A 21,076-nucleotide genomic window follows, 5' to 3' on the forward strand; every position below is an offset into this window, starting at 1 on the left:
TTATTGATATAAAGATTTGTCCGTTGGGTCGGGACGGGTCTTAAAGCGGCGATGTAACCACATATATTGGGCGCGGTTTTTATCTATGATGGATTCGATAATCTTGTTACCGCGAATGGCGTCGGCTAACTCATCTTCGCCGGGGAAATTATCCAGCGGTGGCATCACTTCAATTCGATAGCCTTTATCATCTGTAGTACGTTCCACAAAAAAAGGCAGGACTTTGGCTTTGCCGAGTTTAGCTAAAGTGGTGGCACCGGTAATCGTTGCCGCATCTGGCATGGCATAAAATGGGATAAATACCGCGCTGGAACGGCCAAAGTCTTGATCGGCCGTGTACCAAATCACATCGGGATTGCGGAGGCAGCGTATCATTTGGCGCAAGTCGCGTTTAGAAATGAGACCTTTATTGGAGCGTAAACGGCCTTTGACCTGCAGGTATTCCATCACTGGATTATTGTGTGGGCGATAAACCCCCACGCCGGGTTGGAATTGGCCGAAGATACGTGCGCCCATTTCCAGCGGTAAACAATGCACGGCAAAGAGGATCACGCCGTGGCCAGCATTTAACGTGTTTTGTACGTGTTCTTCGCCTTTGATACTCATGTGCTGCTGCACTTTTTCATCGGGCCACCACCATGCATTGATGGTATCGAAAATGGCTTTGCCCGTTTCTTCAAAGTTACGCGTGAGTAAATCTTCTCGCTGTGCTTCCGTCATTTCAGGGAAACAGAGGGTCAAGTTACGGCGCGCTGTGTGGGTGCGGCCAGCTGCGAATTTCATTACTAAGCGACCGAATCCCTTCCCCAGCGTCATCTGCCAAGGAAGCGGTAGAAGCTGAGTTAAACGCATCAAAAATACGCCAAACCACATGGGCCAATGCTTAGGATGATATAAAGAAGATGAAAACTCGGCTTTCTCGACCACAAAAATACTCACTACTTTTGAAAATTACTGCTCATTCTAACTCAATTTTTGCTGAAAATTAGGTACAATCACGGTTTAATTTCTGCATAAAGATAAGAGCACTATGAAGGTTTCTCTGCCAGCATTTGAAAAAGCCAGAGTGTTAGTCGTCGGCGATGTGATGTTAGACCGCTATTGGGTTGGCCCTACGGGACGTATCTCCCCTGAAGCCCCCGTACCTGTGGTGAAGATTAATCAAGTCGAAGACAGACCCGGCGGCGCGGCCAACGTGGCGCTCAATATCGCGACCTTAGGGGGGCAAGTCCAACTTGCCGGGCTCGTCGGTCAAGACGATACTGCCCATGCCCTAACGCTCGGTGTGCAAACTTTAGGGGTTGAACCCCAATGGTTAAGTATTGCTGATAAACCAACCATCACTAAGCTGCGGGTGTTATCACGTAATCAGCAGCTTATCCGCCTCGATTTCGAAGAAGCCTTCGACAAGGCCGATAGCGTGCGTTTATTGAAACAATCCGAGGCCTTACTCGATTCTGTCGATGTCGTGGTGTTATCTGACTATGCTAAGGGCGCTATCGATCAGCCGCGAGATTTTATTGCTTTAGCGCGTTCGAAAGGTGTGATGGTATTAGTCGATCCTAAGGGCAGTGACTTTGGTCGTTATCATGGCGCGTCACTCATTACCCCAAATATGAGTGAGTTTGAAGCCGTTGTTGGCACTGTGACCTCTGAAGCCGATCTGCTAGAAAAAGCCCGTGGCTTACTCAAGCAACATCATTTTGATGCCATTTTAGTGACCCGCTCTGAAAAGGGCATGACCTTAGTGACCGCTAATGCGCCTGAGTTGCACATTCCTACCGTTGCCCGTGAAGTCTATGATGTGACGGGTGCTGGCGATACTGTGATTTCAGCCTTAGCAACCTCATTAGCCGCGGGCGCCGATTTACCGCAGGCTTGCGCAATTGCGAACACCGCCGCTGGCGTTGTGGTAGGTAAACTTGGCACTTCTACCGTGAGCCGCATTGAGCTTATTGAAGCCCTAGCTTTGCACCATGGAGAATCGGGTTTTGGGGTGGTGAGTGAAGATCAACTGGCCTACGCCTTAGAGCAAGCCAAACTACGCGGTGAACGTGTGGTGATGACTAATGGTTGCTTTGATATTTTACATGCGGGCCACGTGAGCTATCTTAAACAGGCGAAAGCTTTGGGCGATCGTTTGATCGTCGCGGTAAACGATGATGCCTCGGTTAAACGCCTCAAGGGTGAAGGCCGTCCAGTTAATCAGGTTGATCGTCGTATGGCTGTGCTCGCTGGCTTAGCTTCTGTTGATTGGGTTGTGCCTTTTAGTGAAGATACGCCGCAGCGCATCATTACTCGATTGCTGCCAAATCTGCTGGTCAAAGGTGGTGATTATAAGCTTGAGGATATTGCTGGTGGCGCTGAAGTGATTGCCGCAGGTGGTCAAGTGCAAGTGCTGGGCTTTGAGGATGGTATTTCAACCACGGCGATTATTCAAAATATCATGGCGAATCAGTGAGCTTAGTCGCTCTGGCATTCGCATCTAGCCTGACTTGGACGCCCATTGCCGATAAGCAGGCTTTGATTTGCCCTTTACCAGAGCTTGGCACTTGCTTGGCATTACTGCCAGAGCAAGTGTTGGTGCAGCTTCCTGCAACACTCGAACAATTTAGGCTTGATTTAGGCCGCAGAAGTGCCATGGTCATGCCCGTCGATGACAATAAGATTGCGGGCCTAGTCTTAGTGAATGAGCAGCTGACACCACAAGTACAGTTAGCCAGTGTCGATATGGTGACCTATCAATTACCTTTGCTTGAACAGCCGCAATTAACCCTATGGCATGAGCTCGGTCATTTGGAGAACCTTGCTCTGCAAGGCTCTGTGTTACCTATTCACTTGAGTGCATATCAACATGAATGGCTAGCTGACATTTATTTGGTTTGGCGTATCGCACGGGAGAAAAATGATTTTGCCTTGGCGTGGCAGCAATACCACAGACGCAACCTTGATGCATTAACAAGCCCGCAATATTTGTTGCATTGGAGCTCGCCAATGTTGATACAAGTGTTGCATCGATACGATGTTGCTCAAGTGGCTAAATTTGCCGAGTATCGGGACTTTTTAACGAATTTCTACCCTAAAGCCGAGCAATTAGAGCCGAGATTATTAGGTGAGTATTCGAGCTTAATGCAACGCACTTTTGGCGCGAGTGTATTGCAACCCCTTCCTGAATATCTATTTTGGCGAAAAGCTGATCTTGGACACTATCTCCAACCGACGTTCGTTTTACTCATGGGCGAAGAAAAAGCACATAACTGGTTGGTACAAAATTCAATGTTATGAATGTGTTAATTAAATCAGTGGTGAAGCCTGTTTTAAACTGAACCCTAGCTGAACAAAAGTGAAATACGCTGGTTACGGCCCAGTGAACAGCAGTAATCCCTGAGCGGCTTTGGTAAGCTTTCCCCCTAAAAATAAGAGGGGAGACATTACTATGGCTAAGCGCTCGCGAGTACAAACTGAGCAAACCATAAATCAAATTATGGATGAAGCGTTAAGACAAATTTTGACTATCGGCTTTGAGACTATGTCTTATACTACGTTATCTGAAGCAACGGGTATTAGTCGCACAGGTATTAGTCACCATTTTCCACGCAAAAGCGATTTTCTTGTTCGTTTAGATAGTCGTATCGGCAATCTATTTGTTGCTGCGCTGGATTTTTCTAGCCAAGAGGCATTGGAAACATCCTGGATGCAGGCAATGCAGGAAGAGCATTACCGCGCAGTATTAAGACTGTTCTTTAGTCTTTGTGGTGGTGCGAATAATGAAATTACCCTCTTTAGAGCGGTGAGTACAGCGCGTCAGCAAGCGATTGCTGAGTTAGGCTTAGCGGGCGATCGCACGATCAACCATTTATTAGGCCGTACAGCTGTGATGTTGTTATCCAATTTTGATGTGGCAAAAGCAGCATAATAGACTGACCAATGAATATAAAAATGGAGCCAGATGGCTCCTTTTTTGTGGGTAAAAATCGTGATTTGTACTGAGGTAAGTCATACCCCAATAGTGTAGGATGACCACTTAACAATGATTTAAGTTAGTGATATTGCCTTTTACTCTTGATTTGACAGGATAAAACATATGGACATGACCCCCATCTCTAATGAGGCAGATATGCCTAAACGCGCCATTAAGCTTGATAACACTGAGCTTATCAAAACCAGTTTTTGGGTGAGTCAGATTTTTATAATCATTGCGACTGTTGTTGGCGTGTATTTAGCCGCGCAAGAAGGGTTGTCACAGGCAATTAAATTTGATGCCCTGAGCAATATGCAGAATAACTATCATTTGCGTCATGCCCTATATGACGAAGTGAGTGACAATGTTGAAATCTTGAGTCATTACGCTGACACAGTTGAGACTGTGAGTAGTAATAGTTTAGTGAAAATGCATCCGCAGATGGGATTATTTGTCTGGGATAACATGCGCTATTCTGCCAATGCGCTAGAAACACCGAGTGATATTTTGTCTGATATTCGTCGTTTGTATTTAGAGTCTGAGAAGATCATTAGCAATATTGAAACCCGTCACTATAGCGTTTCTTACGGTAAGGATCAGTTGCAAAATGTATTGAGTAAAATCAAAGAAGATACTTTGCCAAAACTCAAAACGAATTATGAAACCCTGTCAAAAGAGCTTAAAGATAACGATATTGCCGTCGACTAACGTATCTTGGCTTAGCTTCCCCCCAAAAACATCAGGGGTCATTCTTATCCCTGATGTTTGAATCCATTGATGAATTCAGTGTTGCTGACAACATCTCTGCCTGATCAGCTTTAGTCCCCCAGTATTTTATGGCACTTAAGCTAATGATGAATCTAGCCAGCTTTTATTCGTCTGCATTTGTCATCAAAACCTTGTTGAGTTAGCTTAATTCCTGTCGATAGGCTTGAGTTAATTTTTGCTGTTGTAGATAGATGCGAATCGCCAAGAAGGTTAATGCGGCAGCAATCACGGCGCTGATTGCGTGGTGGAAGACTAAGTGACTTATCAGGAATGTGGGCAAGTCTTCAAAGCTGTCGATAAGGAAAAGCTTAGTGATTAAGCCGATATAGACGAGAAGATGCAGAGCCGCGCCAGTGATAAAGAGTCGTTTAAATTTATCAATCAGTTTGATATCTAAATTGATATTAAACCATCGACAAAACAGGTACCCACTCAGGCCGATGGTAATCGATATCCAGCCAAGCCCGAGTAATGAGGTTTTGATTAATACGGCAGACAGGATAAACAGCCCAAGCAACATTTATTATTTCCTTAAACCAGCTTTAGATTTAACTTACTGTTTTAGCTTACATTAAGCATATCAGCATTGTGGGCAGATAAGCCTCGCATCATATTGGCGCAGAGACTAGCTTAATAGGCTTAAAAAAATGTGAAAAGAAAGGGAGCCATTGGCTCCCTTCATTTCTTTAGAATAGTGTTTATCGCCTAAACGATTTTTACTCTGTTGATATTAAATCAAGCTCAAAGTGCCTTTAAAATGGCTTCAACACTGGCCTTAGCATCCCCAAACAGCATTTGGGTATTTTCTTTGAAGAACAGTGGGTTTTGCACGCCGGCATAACCTGTGTTCATCGAACGTTTAAAGCCAATCACGTTTTGCGCTTTCCATACTTCCAGCACTGGCATACCTGCGATTGGACTGCCTGGATCTTCCATTGCCGCGGGGTTAACCGTGTCGTTGGCGCCGATCACTAGCACGACATCTGTGTCTTTAAAGTCTTCGTTGATTTCGTCCATTTCGAGCACGATATCGTAGGGGACTTTCGCTTCAGCGAGCAGTACGTTCATATGGCCTGGTAATCGACCAGCAACTGGATGGATACCAAAACGGACTTTCACGCCGCGATCACGTAGTTTTTGAGTGATTTCCGCAACAGGATATTGCGCCTGCGCCACTGCCATACCGTAACCCGGAGTGATGATGACTGAAGTGGCATTTTTCAGCATATCCGCCACATCTTCGGCGTTGGTTTCACGGTATTCACCCATTTCTTCATCGGCAGTCGAGGCCACACCATCTGTGCCAAAGCCGCCCGCGATAACTGAAATAAATGAGCGATTCATGGCCTTACACATGATGTAAGACAGAATAGCACCCGATGAACCCACTAACGCGCCGACCACAATCAAGAGGTCGTTCGACAACATAAAGCCTGCTGCTGCCGCTGCCCAACCTGAGTAGGAGTTCAGCATAGACACAACCACTGGCATATCCGCGCCGCCAATGGATGCAACTAAATGCCAGCCAAAGGCGAAGGCAATCAAGGTCATCAACAGCAGTGCTGGCATAGTGCCGCCTGTCTGTACGAAGTATACCAACAGGGCGAAAGACACTAGCACTGCGACTAGGTTTAGCTTGTGGCGATGTGGCAGCATCAGAGGTTTAGATGAAATCAGTCCGCGTAACTTACAAAAGGCAACGATAGAACCCGTAAAGGTCACCGCACCGATGAAGATCCCGAGGAAGACTTCGACTAAGTGAATGTTAAGCATAGCGCCAGTGAGGTGCTCTTTGCTGGCGGTCTTCACCGCTTCACTTAGCGCATCTTGTACTGCGGCGAGGGTCGTATTGATATCACCACCGACAGCCACCACGACTTGTGATACTTCCTGTGGGTGTAAGTCGATAAAGCTGTTGAAACCCACTAATACCGCGGCCATACCCACAAAGCTGTGCAATATAGCAACCAGTTCAGGCATTTCAGTCATTTCGACTTTTAGTGCTAAACGGATACCAATCGCGCCGCCAATCACCATAGCGATTAAGATCCACGCAATTCCGTTAGTATCGGGGTTGAAAATGGTAGCCAGTAGGGCGATTGCCATACCTAAGATACCGAATAAATTGCCGTGTTTTGCCGTCTCTTGCTTCGACAGTCCCGCGAGACTGAAGATGAAGAGAATGGCGGCAATAATGTAAGCTGCTGTTACCAGTCCTTGAGACACGTTAAACCCCCTTAATCCTTACGGAACATCTTCAGCATGCGCTGAGTGACGGTAAAGCCACCGAAGATGTTAATACTGGCGATCAGCACGGCGATAAACGCCAGTACAGTGACCAAAGTTGAACCCTGACCGATTTGCAGTAGGGCGCCGACCACGATAATGCCCGAAATCGCGTTAGTGACTGACATTAAAGGCGTATGCAGTGAGTGGGATACGTTCCATACCACGTAATAGCCAACAACGCAGGACAGCAAGAATACTGTGAAATGCGACAGGAACTCTGGTGGTGCTACCGATGCCACGGCAGCAAATCCTGCAACGCCTAAGGCGGCGAGCACGTATTTGAGCTTAGATGGCGCCTTTGGGGGGGTATTTTTAGGCTCGATTTTCGCCGCTGGTTTTGCTGGCGCCGCAGAAACCGAAATCGGTGGCGGCGGGAAGGTCACTTCACCTTCTTTAATCACTGTCATATTGCGCATGACTACATCATCAAAGTTGATGCTGGCTGTGCCGTTTTTTTCTTTACACATTAACTTCATCAGGTTGACTAAGTTAGTGCCGTAAAGCTGTGACGATTGCGCCGGTAGACGACCGGGAAGGTCGGTATAACCAATCACTTTTACGCCGTTAGGAGTAACAAACAGCTCACCCGATTGAGTGTATTCGCAGTTACCACCCGTCGCAGCGGCTAAATCGACGATCACTGAGCCGCTCTTCATGCTATCGACCATGGCTTTGGTGATGAGCTTAGGCGCTGGACGACCAGGAATTAGCGCTGTGGTGATGATGATGTCGACTTCTTTGGCTTGCTCGGCAAACAGTGCCATTTCGGCGGCAATAAATTCATCCGACATGGTTTTAGCATAACCGTCCGATGAACCACCTTCCTCGTTACCAAAATCCAGTTTAAGGAATTGGCCGCCCATAGATTCGATTTGCTCGGCCACTTCTAAGCGGGTATCGAAGGCGCGCACTATGGCGCCAAGCGATCCAGCTGTACCAATGGCGGCAAGGCCAGCTACACCAGCACCAATGACTAACACTTTGGCGGGCGGTACTTTACCGGCAGCGGTAATTTGACCGGTAAAGAAACGGCCAAATTGATGTGCGGCTTCAACAACGGCGCGATATCCACCAATGTTTGCCATAGAGGAGAGGGCATCAAGTGACTGGGCACGGGAGATGCGTGGCACCATGTCCATTGCCATCACGTTGATCTTACGTTTAGATAACTTCGCAACCAGCTCAGGGTTTTGTGCGGGCCAAATAAAGCTGACGATAGTCGCCCCGTCTTTGATTTGTTCAATTTCGGCGTCGCTTGGCGCATTGACCTTAAAGATCAGATCGGCTTGCCAAACGTTTGTTGTCACCTTCGCGCCTGCAGCTTCAAAAGCAGCATCATCGAAACTTGACAGTTGACCCGCATTGGCCTCAATAACAACTTCAAAGCCGAGTTTTTTAAGCTGCTCAACGGTGGCTGGGGTCGCGGCGACCCTAGTTTCACCGGCGAGACTTTCTCTCGGTATTCCAATCTGCATGACTACTCCCTGATGGTTTATATAATCGTTCCGCCTGCTGTTCTTCCTTCATCGTACTCAACTGCAAAATCTGTCGTCACCAGCGTTTATTCGGCGGGTGATTCGAGTCAGTTAGGGCATTCAATCTAGGATGGACACTTTTTGTTTTTAAAACAAACTATTCTGTGGGCAACAGAAATTATTGTTCGACAGGCTCATGACCATTGTGGCAATACTTTAGCTTGGCACAAGTGCATATTTCTCAAGCAGGCCGTTTCTGCACTGGTCGGATCAAAAACTTTTAACCAGTGCACACTTTTGTAGCTTAAATTTTGCACTTTGTATATTCCAAAATGGAATTAAAAATCCTATTTTATTCTTTTTTGCTTTTCTTAAACCGCGATAAGCTTTTGGACATTACACTGTCATAGGGCCGTCTCATGTTGTTAAAAGAACTTTCATCGCTGGCTTCGCCATTGTCTCAAGGACAAGTCGAGAAGCTAAAACAACTCACTTCTGAGTTAAGTGCTGTGCAATTGGCCTGGGTGAGTGGCTATCTTGCTGCCACAGCCAATGCGGGCCAATTAGCGCCCGTCGCGCAAACGCAAACGGCTCAAACTGTGACTATCCTCTATGGCAGCCAAACGGGTAATGGCCGTGGTGTCGCTAAAGCGCTCGCCGATAAGGCACTGGCGCAAGGTTATGCGGTCAATCTGGCTTCAATGGGCGAATACAATGTTCGCCAATTAAAGCAAGAAGCTGTGCTTTTATTGGTGGTCAGCACCCATGGTGAAGGTGAAGCGCCGGATGATGCGATTGAATTACACAAGTTTTTAGCATCGAAACGTGCCCCTAAGTTAGACAATCTACATTACTCTGTGCTTGCGCTGGGGGATTCTAGCTATGAATTTTTCTGCCAAACTGGTAAAGACTTCGATGCCCGCCTAGCTGCACTCGGTGCTAAATCACTGTTACCTTTAATTGAATGTGATGTGGATTATGAAGCTGCCGCGGGCCAGTGGCACGCCGATGTATTAGAGGCCGTTAAGCCGCTAATTGAAACCTCGTCCGCCAGTGTGGTATCCATCGGCACTGCTAAAGCGATTGGCGAAAGTGAATTTACTAAGCAAAACCCCTATAGCGCCGAAGTGCTTGTGAGCCAGAAAATTACCGGCCGTGGATCAGACCGAGATGTGCGCCATGTTGAAATCGACTTAGGCGACTCAGGGTTAACCTATCAAGCGGGTGATGCCCTTGGTGTGTGGTTTAGTAATAACGAAGTGTTAGTCGATGAAGTCTTAGCAGGCCTGTCATTGGTCGCTGATGAGTTAGTAACCCTAGGCACAGAATCCTTGTCCCTTAAGCAAGCTTTGGTTGATAAGAAAGAACTGACCCAGTTATACCCTGGATTAGTCAAAGCCTGGGCCGAATTGAGCGGCAGCGCTGAACTGCTGGCATTGAGCGAAGATAAAGAACAAGTGCGCCACTTTATCCTTAAGCATCAATTTGCCGATTTAGTCACTCAGTATCCGTTATCAAATAACTCAGTAACCTTAAATGCAGCAAAACTGCTTGAGCTACTGCGTCCATTAACGCCAAGACTTTACTCTATCGCCTCAAGTCAAAGCGAAGTCGAAACAGAAGTCCACTTAACTGTGGCCTTAGTGGAAGATGAGCGCCACGGCTCAGCACGTTTTGGCGGTGCGTCACACTTCTTAGCATCTGCGCAGGAAGGCACGCAAGTTAAGGTTTATGTTGAGTCGAACAAGCATTTCCGTTTGCCTGAAAATCCAGAAACACCGGTTATTATGGTTGGGCCTGGTACCGGTGTTGCACCCTTCCGTGCCTTTATGCAGGAGCGCGTTGCTCAAGGAATTAAAGGTGATAGCTGGTTATTCTTCGGCAATCCTCACTTTGAGCAGGATTTCTTGTATCAAACTGAGTGGCAACAGTATTTGAAAAATGGCGATCTCAGCCGTATCGACGTGGCGTTCTCACGCGATCAAGCCCATAAGATTTATGTGCAGCACCGCATTAAAGAACAAGGCCAAGCCCTGTGGCAATGGTTGCAAAATGGCGCGCACCTTTATATTTGTGGTGATGCTGAACGTATGGCGAAAGATGTTCACCAAGCCTTGATTGAGGTGGCAGTCGAAGTCGGTGGTTTGAATACCGAAGCTGCCGAAGCCTATTTTGAAACCCTGCGCAGCGATAAACGTTACCAAAAAGACGTGTATTAATCTCAACCGTTGCGCAGATAAGAAACGCATAAGAATAGCCAAAGCTGCACACGTGATGACCTGTGCAGCCAGCGAACCCAATTTTAAGAGGCAGTTGCCATGAGTGAGCAAAAGTTAGCGTTAAACGAATACCTAAAGACCGACAGTGATTACCTGCGCGGGACCATCAAAGAAGGTTTAGATTCTTCTGTGACTGGCAGTTTCAGTGACGGCGATCAGCAGCTGATCAAATTTCATGGCTTCTATCAGCAGGATGACCGCGATTTACGTAACGAACGTAAAGAGCAAAAACTCGAACCTTTATATAGTTTTATGTTACGCGCCCGTGTACCTGGCGGTATTTGTTCTCCACAGCAATGGTTAGGCGTGGACAAAATTGCCTCGACGCTCACCAGCTCGAACAGTATTCGTTTGACGACCCGCCAAACCTTCCAATACCACGGTATTCCTAAGCGTAACTTGAAGACCATTATTCAAGACTTAGATCGTGAAGCGCTGGATTCGATTGCCGCTTGTGGTGACGTTAACCGTAACGTGATGTGTAACCCCAATCCGGTGGAATCGAAACTGCACGAGCAAGCTTATGCGGTAGCGAAACAACTGTCTGATCATTTATTGCCACACACTCGCGCCTACGCCGAAATCTGGTTAGATGAAGAAAAGTTACTCTCAACCGAAGATGAAACCGTTGAACCTGTGTATGGCAAAACCTATCTGCCACGTAAGTTCAAAATGGCGGTTGCGGTTCCTCCCGATAACGATGTTGACGTTTACACTAACGATTTAGGCTTTATTGCTGTTGCTGAAAACGGCGAGCTAGTTGGCTTTAACTTAACCGCGGGCGGCGGCATGGGCTCGACCCATGGCGAAGTAGAAACCTTTCCACGCCTAGCGGACGACTTTGGTTTTATCAAAACTGAAGACGTGATGAAGTTTGCCGAAGCTGTGATGACTGTGCAACGTGACTGGGGCAATCGCTCTAATCGTAAGCGCTCGCGCCTTAAATACACTATCGTTGACCACGGCTATGAGAAATTTAAAGCCGAAGTTGAAGTACGTGCTGGGGTGAAGTTTGAACCTAAGCGTGAGGTCGTGATTGGCGATCGCGGCGATCGTTATGGTTGGGTCGAAGGCGTTGACGGTAAGTGGCATTTAACCTTATTTATCGAAAGCGGTCGTATTAAAGATTTACCGGGCCAAACCCTGCAAACGGGGCTGCGTGAAATTGCTAAGATCCACAAGGGCGATTTCCGCATGACCTCGAATCAAAACATGATCATCGCAGGCGTCGCAGCGGAAGATAAAGCTACCATTGAAGGTTTAGCCCGTAAACATGGTCTGCTGGGGCAAGTGTTGACGCAAACTCGCGGTCACTCGATTGCCTGTGTGGCGTTGCCGACATGCCCATTAGCGATGGCGGAAGCCGAGCGTTATTTCCCTGAGTTTATCGATCACATCGATGCGCTGCAGGCAAAACACGGCATTAGCGAGCAAGCGATTGTGGTGCGGATGACGGGTTGTCCAAACGGTTGTGCCCGCCCATTTGCCGCTGAAATTGGGCTTGTGGGTAAAGCGCCGGGCCGTTATAACTTGTACTTAGGTGCAAGCTTTGAAGGGACTCGTCTGAACAAAATGCACAGAGAAAATATCCAAGAGGCGGATATCCTCGCCGAATTGGATACCCTGTTTGGCCGCTACGCCGTAGAGCGTGATGCTGGCGAAACCTTTGGTAACTTCACAGTCCGCGTGGGTGTAGTGAAGGCGGTGATCGATGCCGCTAAGGATTTTCATGGCTGATATTGAGCAAAAAACCAGTGATAAAGTGCCGACTGTGGTCAGCGCTGCCGAACTCAAGGCATTATTGAGTGCGCCTAAGGCAGAGCAAGCGATAGAGCTTGAACGTATTAATCAGTTCTTAGGTGGATTAAGCGTACAAGAGCGAGTGCTATGGGGCTTAACTTATTTGCCCGGTAATCATGTGCTGTCCTCAAGTTTTGGGATCCAAGCCGCTGTAATGCTGCATATGATGAGTCAGGCACAGGCGAATATTCCGGTTATTCTCACAGATACGGGTTATTTATTCCCTGAGACTTATCAGTTTATCGACGAGCTGACAGATCGTTTATCACTGAATTTAAAAGTGTACCAAGCAGTGATGACATCGGCATGGCAAGAGGCGCGCTTTGGCCAGTTGTGGGAGCAAGGGGTCAACGGACTAGAGCAATACAACCGGTTAAACAAAGTTGAGCCTATGCAACGCGCTTTAGCCGAGCTTGAGGTAGGCACTTGGTTTGCAGGGCTGAGACGCAGCCAAGCCAGTACCCGTGAGGCGTTGCCGATACTGGCGATTCATGGCACGCGCTTTAAGTTACTGCCGATTATTGAGTGGTCGAATAAAGATGTGCACCTCTATCTGACTCAATTTGACTTGCCGTACCATCCACTTTGGGACCAAGGATATGTTTCTGTGGGAGATACCCATTCGAGTAAACCACTCGAATTAGGCATGACAGAGGAAGAAACTCGCTTTAATGGCCTACAACGTGAGTGTGGTTTGCACTACGATATCTAGTCATTTTATTGATTTTAAATATTAAACGCCTCAACTTAGTTTGGGGCGTTTTTTTATCATTTTAAGGTAGGTGGGGTTTGGGGTGAATTTAATACTCTGGATTGCCGAGGAAGTTAAGTGATGTCATTTAAGCGTCATTTAACTAAGATAGATTGATATTCATAGAGTTAGTTTGCATTCATTTTTAAATGCTAAAAATGTTGTACATTTTTACTCACAGAGTTATGCATATTGGTTAAGCCTGCGCTATATTTTGAAGTTCCCGTAGATGGTTTTGAAGCGTTTTACTGCGTTAATTGACATGATTCATGTCTTTTATGACGTTAAGTTGTTGTATATCGGTATTTATGGGCTGGGTTTGCTGTGTATCGATATGGCTTAATTGGATGCAGTGAAAGCGTTGAAAACCTGACTCGCACCTGCGAGTATCAAGCAGTTTGATTGACTTGCTAGCTCTCGTTAATCAGCCATCATTACCTCGGTCAGCTGTCGTCAAAGCTGCCGAGGTCAAGTTAAGTCGACCCCAGTTAATCTCTAATAGTGATTTGTTCTTGTTATGGTTATTTCTCAACCTATCTTTGATTATCGAGTAAGATATCCTTGGTGTTTCCTTTACTCTCGTAGCATGATCAGCTTGCAACTCGCGTAAAGCTTTAGAATATTTTCTGTAAGCCTAGGTTGCGCCAAAGAATCCTTGCAATGGGATGGCTTGACTGGATAGATGAGAAACAAGAAATGAGAGTGTGTGGATGAGATGGTATAAATGACGGCCCCTTTATATGCGATGCGAGATCATGTCAGGCGTCCAAGTGTTAATAAGTCGAGTGACCCAGCACCTCAGAGACGAAAGCGTGGTTTTCGTCGTTTATTGTCTTGGTTATTTAAGGGATTAGTTTGGGCATTTATTTGCTCAATTTTATTAGTGATCCTACTACGATTCGTCGATCCTCCTATGTGGACTTGGCGTATCGAGCGTGCCTTATTTCCACCAGCACCTATCGGTGAGATTAGGCATCAATGGCGCGATTTAACGCAAATTTCTCCCGAATTACAATTGGCTGTGATTGCTGCGGAAGATCAACGTTTTGTTGAGCATACTGGATTCGATTTAGCCGCGATAAGTTCGGCACTGAAATACAACCAAAAAGGCACCAAAGTCCGTGGGGCAAGTACCTTAAGTCAGCAGGCGGCGAAAAACCTTTTTATGTGGTCGAGTCGCAGTTTCTTTCGTAAGGGATTGGAAGCTTGGTTTACGTTATTGATGGAGTTGACTTGGGATAAGTCGCGTATTCTTGAAGTGTATTTAAATATTGTAGAATTTGGTCCAGGCATTTATGGCGCCGAAGCGGCATCAAAGCATTATTTTGGAAAGTCAGCGGCAAAACTCACCCAATACGAGGCCTCATTACTCGCAGCCATTTTACCCAATCCTTGGCGCTATAAGGTGTCTCCACCGTCATCCTATGTGCAGCAGCGCTCAGCTTGGATCCGTAAGCAAATGCGTCAGCTAGGTGACATCACGCTTAAAAAAGTCCACGAAGCACGATGACGCTCTGGTGAGTTAGTTTGAGTGAGATGAGCTTAATTTGTCATTGAGTTCTTTGCTTAATCGTCGATGACTTTGAGATGTTTTATTACCGAATTGAAATAAGATTGGAATCATGTTGAATAAACGTTAGTTCTAATACGTTTTTAATGCTGCGAACTCCTATCCTGTTCGCTTCTGTGTCGGTTTAATGTTAAATTATCGGGAAAATTTTATACCTTAGTTTCGCTTAGCCTAAGCATTTTAAACTGGGTTTGTATTGCGTAGGGCTGAGTCGTTGCGTTTTCTGATTTTGCATTATCTGCATAAGGGATATGTAAGAGCGGATAAATATTTAAATACCTAAGGTGAGTTCTTTAGGTATTGTTTTCATAAAATTGAATGTCATTAAATGGAGTTTCTTAAATGAAAAAGATTGTGATTGCCGCGGCAATTATTGCAGCAGGTGCTGGTGGTTATTGGTATATGCAGAATGGCGCGGGTTCTAGTGCCTCTGCTAATCCTTTGCTCGACTATGTGCCTGCCGATACGCCGATATTTTCGGGCCAGTTAAAACCCTTCCCGTTAAAAGCGTATTTACAGTCTATTTCTGGAAATTATCAGCAATATCCAAGTAATACGCTTGATGAACTCGGTGTGCAGGATAGCCCTATGGGCAAGTTCTTCGTTAGCATTTATCAGCAGTATATGGATGGGATGAAAGATCCTGCCTTACTGTTAAAAACCTTCGGTTTCCCCGATGAAGTTAAACCTTATATTTATACTTTAGGTGCTTTGCCAGTATTAAAGATTGATGTTAATCAGGCCGAAGCATTTTGGGTTGTATTAGATAAAGCCGAAAAAGACAGTGGTGTAACCCACGAAATGCGTAAAGTGGGCGATGTTGATTATCGCGCTTATGCACTATCGGATGAAAGCTCAGCAGAGAAAGCAGAACTGCTATTTGCCCAGAAAGATGGCATATTAACGATGACTTTCAGCACCTCTATTACCGAGCCTGAGTTATTAGAAATGGCATTTGGTATTAAGAAGGCGCCGCAGTCATTAGCCGCTTCTGGCATATTAGAAGATATTATTAAGACCCATGGTTTTAAAGATGACAGCATTAGCTTTATTAACCATGTGGAAATTGTAAAGGCATTGACCTCTGCAGATAGCAATATGCTAGCTAAGCAACTGACTCAATTTTTTGCTGATGAAAGTGAGGGTGAAGATCCATTAGCTCAAATCAGAACACCAGAATGTCGTACCGAACTGACTGCGATTGCCGCTAACTGGCCGCGTACTGTTGCTGGTTTAACGGCGTTTTCTGTGACTGAAAAAGAAAGCCATATGGCGGCTTCATTTGTTGTCGAAACGAAGAATCAACCTATTCTTGCGGCAATGCAAAAGATGCGTGGTTTTATTCCATCGCATCTGGCGGATATCGACAGCACTATCTTCTCCATGGGTATAGGTTTAGATATCAATGAAATTACCCCTTCATTAACGGCTATTTGGGATGATCTGCAAAAGCCACAACTGACCTGTGCACCATTGGCAGAGTTGCAGGCTGAGTTGAGCCAACAGAGCCCAGCTATGCTAGGCATGTTCACTGGCATGGCTAACGGTGTGAAAGGCATGAGCGTTTCATTGCTCGACTTTAAAATGAGCACACAAGATCAAGAGCCTAAGTTAGAAAGCTTAGATGCTTTAGTCAGCCTTAGCGCCGAAAACCCATCCATGTTGTTCAATATGGTCAAACCTTTCGCCCCTATGCTGGCTGAAGTGCAATTAGCCGATAACGGCGATGCTACTGATTTATCTCCAATATTGATGTTGCCTCCAGAGTTAGGTGTTAAGCCAATGCTGGCGATTAAAGGCCAACATTTAGTGGTGTATAGCGGTGATAAAGGCTTGGCTTTAGCCAACAAATTAGCAGGCGAGAAACTGTCAGCTAATGGCATGTACAGCTTGTCTGCTGATTACGGCAAGATGTTTACGCCAGTGCTTACACTGTTAGAAATGAGCGGTGAGCCGATCCCTGAAGAAATGCAAATGCTTAAAGATTACAACATGCGAGTTCAAATGAGCTTCGATGTGAATAAGCAAGGCTTGGTCATAGGTTCAGTCGCCAATTCTAAAGCGACTGAAAAGAAGTAATGCGTTAGTAAACTCATATTTGTTTGAAATGAGCCAGCAGATTGCTGGCTCTTTTTTTGGCTTAATTTAGCTTAGCTTGAGCCAACTTAGTGTGCTGTGCTGGCAGAACAAGTTGCGCTTTGGGCTTGGCGGAGCGCATTAAACTAACGAGCCCTTGCCATTGAATATCACTGTTCTGAGGGAGCAAAATATCCGGTTCAGTCCCAATACCGGACAGGAGTCTCCCCTGTGCATCATAGGTTAACGAACTGCTGAATCTTATGTTTAATCCACTGTTTGGCAGTTTGAAATGATACTGACGTGCAAAGTCGCCTGAGGTTTTTTCACCAATCAAATTTGCCCTAGACCAAGATTTAGTACGATAGGCAATCCACTCGCATTCTTGGCGACAATGGGGACTCACGAGTAGCGCTAAGCGATTTCGCCCTTCAGGAGCCACCGCAGGCTTAGTGCGAACATACCAAGGGCTGAATTTCTCTTTATCGATAGAGGGTAAGTTACGGGTGAGAGATTTGAGCCTAGGAGGACTGTACTCTAACGCATCCAGAGGCATAAAATTGAGCGGCTGTAGATAATCATTTCTCAGCTCTGGTGAGCGGCGATAGTGCGCAAATCCCATCACGTTAGGTGCTAAAGTGTTATTTAAATCCGCATCTTGATATCGCGACAGCATAGTCAATAATTTCGGACTAAAGCCACTGGCATCACGTAAATCAATGATCAGTAAGGGATGTGTCATGCCTTTGAGCAGTTCTTGCTGTTGTTCTTTATCTAATTCAAAGGCGTAGAGATCGCTGATCTTAAGTTTGACCGTCGTATTGTTGACCGTCTCTAATTGATTTGGCATGTCTTGAAATTCGGTGCGCTCAAATTGAGATAATTGGTTAATAAACTCGAGCACATTAATATCTTGAGTCTCGTCTTTTTCACTGATAGTTGCTAATTGAACTTGCGGTTTATGGCTTGGCAGGGCGAGAGTCACCTGCTGGCTTTGCAGATCATCATTAATTAGCGTAATGACTACATAGGGCTTTATGCTGAGTCCTAAGTCTTCGCGCAGTAGGTTAAGTTTTTTCAGCCAAGGTAACTGCATTTCTTGACTTTGTTTTGCCGGCTCAGGTAAGTAGGCTTGACTGGTCGCTACCCATTTGCTCATAGGTAAACCATCGATATGAGTGATAAAGGGGAAGTCGTTGTTGACTGGATTATTACCGTTATCCAAGGCTAACCATTGGTCGTTGACTGGCCTTAGCGTTAACGGGAGATCGCCGCTTTGATCGTCGAAGTTATGCACTTGAGCGCCTGGATCTTTGAGGGTATTGAGTAATTTAGTGACTTCAGCAGCAAAACGATCATTGGGAGTAATATCTTGATACTGTTCAACAATAAGGCTAGCCATAAATTTAAGCTGCGGGTTGGCTTTGTCGGCCGTTAAGGCATAAAACGCTGAGTGTTGCTCGATTTGATCCAATAAGGCATAGAGATCTTGGCGTACCTCTTGTGCATTCAGCACTGGTGCAGCGCTATCTTTTGGCACAGCGAAAAACGCGAGCTTAAGTAAGCTCGCGAAAATAATGACACTGAGTAGCATGACTATGCTGCGGTAGCTAAAACTCATATTCCTCCATGATGTTAAGGCGCTGCTTCAGGGCACAAAAAGGTGTGCGACTATCGGCTTAAATGCCATTCGGATCAATGTAAATCGTCCTGCTCTGCCCTAAACTCAGGTCCATCTGAGCAATTTAGCAGCAGGCTTGGTAGATTAGCAGCAAATTATGGTCGATTTTTGTACTTAGTCACTTTATATACCCAAACAATCTTAAATAGCGGGATCAAGTGGGTATATCTTTCTTAAAGAATATCGTTGAGTGAAATTCCGATACCAATACGTTGATTGTGATAGTTGTAATCGATTAGGCTTTCGCCATAACCATTAAAGTATTGAGTATAAAAGCGTAAGTTGCCGACGATAGGATGACTCCAAGTCAGTTCTGCTGAGCCTCTGTCGATATCTTCTAGATTCGTTTTAACGGTTAAAGTGAATCTATGTTCATCGATACCATAAACGCCAATAAACTCTGCTTTACCTATATAGTCATCAATATTAGGGTTATCGTCGCCGCTGGCTTTATATGGATCTGTTTTTTCATCTTCAGGAATACGCCACCACACTTTGGTGGAGAAGGCGAGTGGGCCTGCATCAAAAATCATAGTGGCATAGAGGCGATTCCAACTGCGGGAAAGTGGCCCTGCTTTACCATTCGATTGATGTACGGCACCAAACCCCCAAAAGGAATTGGTCACACTGCCAATTTTCCAATCGTTATTAAACAGCATAAAGACTTCAGGTTCGTGATTGGTTTCCCTAAAAGGCGACGAAGTGTCTTTGTTATAAACTTGCCAATAGGATTGATTGGTGTAAGCAAAAAATAAATGGCCATTATCACCAAACACATTGTACCAAATAGGAAATTTAAAACTGATTTGGAACTTAGCCTCAAACTCATCTAAAGAATAGGGGTTGAGTATTGCATCTTCGGTGAAAGGTGCCATGTTGGGATCTGGGCTGTAGGTGACTGGTAAAAGGTAATTCACTTTATGTGGCGTAATCACAAAAGGTAGATCCGCCGTGGCAAGTTCATCTTTTACTCTTCCTTTGACTAATGATTCTTCGGCATTTATGTCCGTACAGGCTAATAGCCCTGCCAATGCAATACCTGAGTAAAGTGGTTTCATCTGCCCTCCTTGATGTGTTTATTTATTTGTCAGTCGTACTCAACAAAGATAGTTATTTCCAGCTTAACATTAGAAAGTGAATTTATGGTTATGGAAAAATCCTGTGTCACTTAATGACAAATCTTGTAGTCAGCCATTTTTAGTCACATAGAGACATGTTTAGGTAGAATTTTTGGCAATAACATAGTGCCAAAATCATGCACTTAGCGGACAGAAATTAATTTGATGCAATTCGCTTAATCTTATTAAGTCATTTTTATTTCAATGGGTTAACTTGGATTTAGGGCATTTTTGATTTTGAAACCCAAGGTTTCCCCCACTTTAAGTGAGTGGTCACTCATTCTTTTATATCTAAATGATATAAAAACTAATAATTATCTATTTATTATGGAATATAAGACGCGCTATATTTCTACAGACTAAAGTGATCTTGGGGATTCTGATGGAAATTTTCTCTTTACCGGGCCAAGCGGCCAAAGGCAAAGTCTGGCTGGTGGGTGCAGGTCCCGGCGACGTTGAGCTATTGACGTTAAAGGCATGGCGCATCCTTAAAACTGCTGATGCAGTGCTATACGACGCTTTAGTCAGCCAAGATATCCTCGATCTTATTCCCAAAGACGCTGAGAAGATTGCCGTAGGTAAACGTGCGGGCAAGCATAGCGCCGCACAGGACGAGATTAATCAGTTACTCGTCACTAAAGCCTACACCCGTAAAAATGTGGTGCGCCTTAAAGGTGGCGATCCTTTTATTTTCGGCCGCGGGGGCGAAGAGTTACAAACCTTAGTTGAAGCTGGGGTTGAGTTTGAAGTCGTTCCCGGCATTACCGCTGCCAGCGGCACGTCAGCCTATGCGGGAATTCCCCTAACCCACAGAGACCATGCCCAAGGCGTCACTTTTATCACTGGCCATTGTCAGTTAGAGAGTCGCCCTATGGATTGGCAAGGTTATGCTAATCCTAACAATACCTTAGTCGTGTATATGGGGATTCTGAACGCAGGCATTATTCGCCAAGGTCTAGTCGATGCGGGCCGAAGCCCTGAAACACCCGTGGCGATAGTGTCAAAGGCAACCACTAAAGAGCAACGTCGTTTTATCGGCCGTTTAGGTGAGCTTGAACAGCTTGCCGCCGATCCAGAATTACAAATGCCAGCTTTGATGATCATAGGTGAAGTCGTCACGCTGAGTGACACCTTGCATTGGTTCAAACCTGAAGCGATTGAATCGACTCAGGTCAGCGATGAACAGACTCAATCGGTTAGAGTCTCGGCCGTCGCGTCGATAAGCTAAGCCGCAAACAGTTAAAGCTATTAAGCAGTTAAACAAATTAAGCTAATCCATGCTGTGGTAACACGGCGAATTTAAGGTAA

16 protein-coding genes are annotated in these 21,076 nt (G+C 45.6%); 10 read left to right on the forward strand and 6 right to left on the reverse strand.

Annotation, left to right across the window (positions count from 1 at the left end):
- Complete coding sequence (locus HQQ92_RS02890) at positions 1–927, reverse strand: LpxL/LpxP family Kdo(2)-lipid IV(A) lauroyl/palmitoleoyl acyltransferase (protein ID WP_173242961.1); 927 nt, start codon at positions 925–927, stop codon at positions 1–3.
- Positions 928–1,030: 103 nt separating this feature from the next.
- Here HQQ92_RS02890 and hldE point away from each other — a divergent pair, with 103 nt between their 5' ends.
- The 4 genes from hldE (at position 1,031) to HQQ92_RS02910 (ending at position 4,669) form a co-directional block, all read left to right on the forward strand.
- The gene (gene hldE, locus HQQ92_RS02895) at positions 1,031–2,461 is read left to right on the forward strand and encodes a bifunctional D-glycero-beta-D-manno-heptose-7-phosphate kinase/D-glycero-beta-D-manno-heptose 1-phosphate adenylyltransferase HldE (protein WP_028761811.1); all 1,431 of its coding nucleotides are present in this window, start codon (positions 1,031–1,033) and stop codon (positions 2,459–2,461) included.
- Positions 2,458–3,285, forward strand: a complete 828-nt coding sequence (locus tag HQQ92_RS02900; protein WP_173242964.1) for a hypothetical protein — start codon at positions 2,458–2,460, stop codon at positions 3,283–3,285. The genes hldE and HQQ92_RS02900 overlap by 4 nt, the downstream gene beginning before the upstream one ends.
- Positions 3,286–3,436: 151 nt before the next feature.
- Complete coding sequence (locus HQQ92_RS02905; RefSeq protein ID WP_006082899.1) at positions 3,437–3,916, forward strand: TetR family transcriptional regulator; 480 nt, start codon at positions 3,437–3,439, stop codon at positions 3,914–3,916.
- 168 nt (positions 3,917–4,084) lie between these two features.
- Entirely contained in the window at positions 4,085–4,669 is a 585-nt protein-coding gene (locus HQQ92_RS02910; RefSeq protein WP_105251573.1) for a hypothetical protein, read from the forward strand.
- Between the two features lie 199 nt (positions 4,670–4,868).
- On the opposite strand, the gene HQQ92_RS02915 is transcribed toward HQQ92_RS02910, so the two are convergent.
- The 3 genes from HQQ92_RS02915 to HQQ92_RS02925 form a co-directional block, all read right to left on the reverse strand.
- The gene (locus HQQ92_RS02915; RefSeq protein WP_105251574.1) at positions 4,869–5,249 is read right to left on the reverse strand and encodes a hypothetical protein; all 381 of its coding nucleotides are present in this window, start codon (positions 5,247–5,249) and stop codon (positions 4,869–4,871) included.
- Positions 5,250–5,470: 221 nt separating this feature from the next.
- A complete protein-coding gene (gene pntB, locus HQQ92_RS02920) occupies positions 5,471–6,955 on the reverse strand; it encodes a Re/Si-specific NAD(P)(+) transhydrogenase subunit beta (protein ID WP_105251576.1) in 1,485 nt (494 codons plus the stop codon).
- Between the two features lie 11 nt (positions 6,956–6,966).
- Positions 6,967–8,493 carry a Re/Si-specific NAD(P)(+) transhydrogenase subunit alpha gene (locus HQQ92_RS02925; protein ID WP_173242967.1) on the reverse strand — a complete coding sequence of 509 codons (1,527 nt, stop codon included), beginning with the start codon at positions 8,491–8,493 and terminating at the stop codon, positions 6,967–6,969.
- A gap of 419 nt (positions 8,494–8,912) precedes the next feature.
- On the opposite strand from HQQ92_RS02925, the gene HQQ92_RS02930 reads away from it, so the two are divergent.
- From HQQ92_RS02930 to HQQ92_RS02950, 5 genes are all read left to right on the forward strand, one after another.
- Positions 8,913–10,712, forward strand: a complete 1,800-nt coding sequence (locus HQQ92_RS02930) for an assimilatory sulfite reductase (NADPH) flavoprotein subunit (protein WP_105251578.1) — start codon at positions 8,913–8,915, stop codon at positions 10,710–10,712.
- Positions 10,713–10,811: 99 nt separating this feature from the next.
- Positions 10,812–12,509, forward strand: a complete 1,698-nt coding sequence (gene cysI, locus HQQ92_RS02935; RefSeq protein WP_173242970.1) for an assimilatory sulfite reductase (NADPH) hemoprotein subunit — start codon at positions 10,812–10,814, stop codon at positions 12,507–12,509.
- On the forward strand, positions 12,502–13,284 hold the full coding sequence (locus HQQ92_RS02940; RefSeq protein ID WP_173242973.1) for a phosphoadenylyl-sulfate reductase: 783 nt from the start codon (positions 12,502–12,504) through the stop codon (positions 13,282–13,284). The genes cysI and HQQ92_RS02940 overlap by 8 nt, the downstream gene beginning before the upstream one ends.
- A gap of 763 nt (positions 13,285–14,047) precedes the next feature.
- A complete protein-coding gene (gene mtgA, locus HQQ92_RS02945) occupies positions 14,048–14,833 on the forward strand; it encodes a monofunctional biosynthetic peptidoglycan transglycosylase (RefSeq protein ID WP_173242977.1) in 786 nt (261 codons plus the stop codon).
- A 402-nt stretch (positions 14,834–15,235) separates the two neighbouring features.
- Positions 15,236–16,972 carry a hypothetical protein gene (locus tag HQQ92_RS02950; protein ID WP_173242980.1) on the forward strand — a complete coding sequence of 579 codons (1,737 nt, stop codon included), beginning with the start codon at positions 15,236–15,238 and terminating at the stop codon, positions 16,970–16,972.
- A 61-nt stretch (positions 16,973–17,033) separates the two neighbouring features.
- Here HQQ92_RS02950 and HQQ92_RS02955 read toward each other — a convergent pair whose 3' ends face one another.
- Positions 17,034–18,590, reverse strand: coding sequence for a S41 family peptidase (locus HQQ92_RS02955; protein WP_173242983.1), 1,557 nt, complete (start codon positions 18,588–18,590; stop codon positions 17,034–17,036).
- A gap of 233 nt (positions 18,591–18,823) precedes the next feature.
- Positions 18,824–19,708 (reverse strand): phospholipase A, encoded by an 885-nt coding sequence (locus HQQ92_RS02960; protein ID WP_113939007.1) that lies wholly within the window; start codon positions 19,706–19,708, stop codon positions 18,824–18,826.
- A 442-nt stretch (positions 19,709–20,150) separates the two neighbouring features.
- Between HQQ92_RS02960 and cobA the strand changes: the two genes are divergently transcribed.
- Complete coding sequence (cobA, locus tag HQQ92_RS02965) at positions 20,151–20,996, forward strand: uroporphyrinogen-III C-methyltransferase (protein ID WP_105251585.1); 846 nt, start codon at positions 20,151–20,153, stop codon at positions 20,994–20,996.
- Positions 20,997–21,076 lie beyond the last annotated feature (80 nt).

Source organism: Shewanella sp. DC2-4 (genome assembly GCF_013248875.1).
Taxonomy (GTDB): domain Bacteria; phylum Pseudomonadota; class Gammaproteobacteria; order Enterobacterales; family Shewanellaceae; genus Shewanella; species Shewanella oncorhynchi.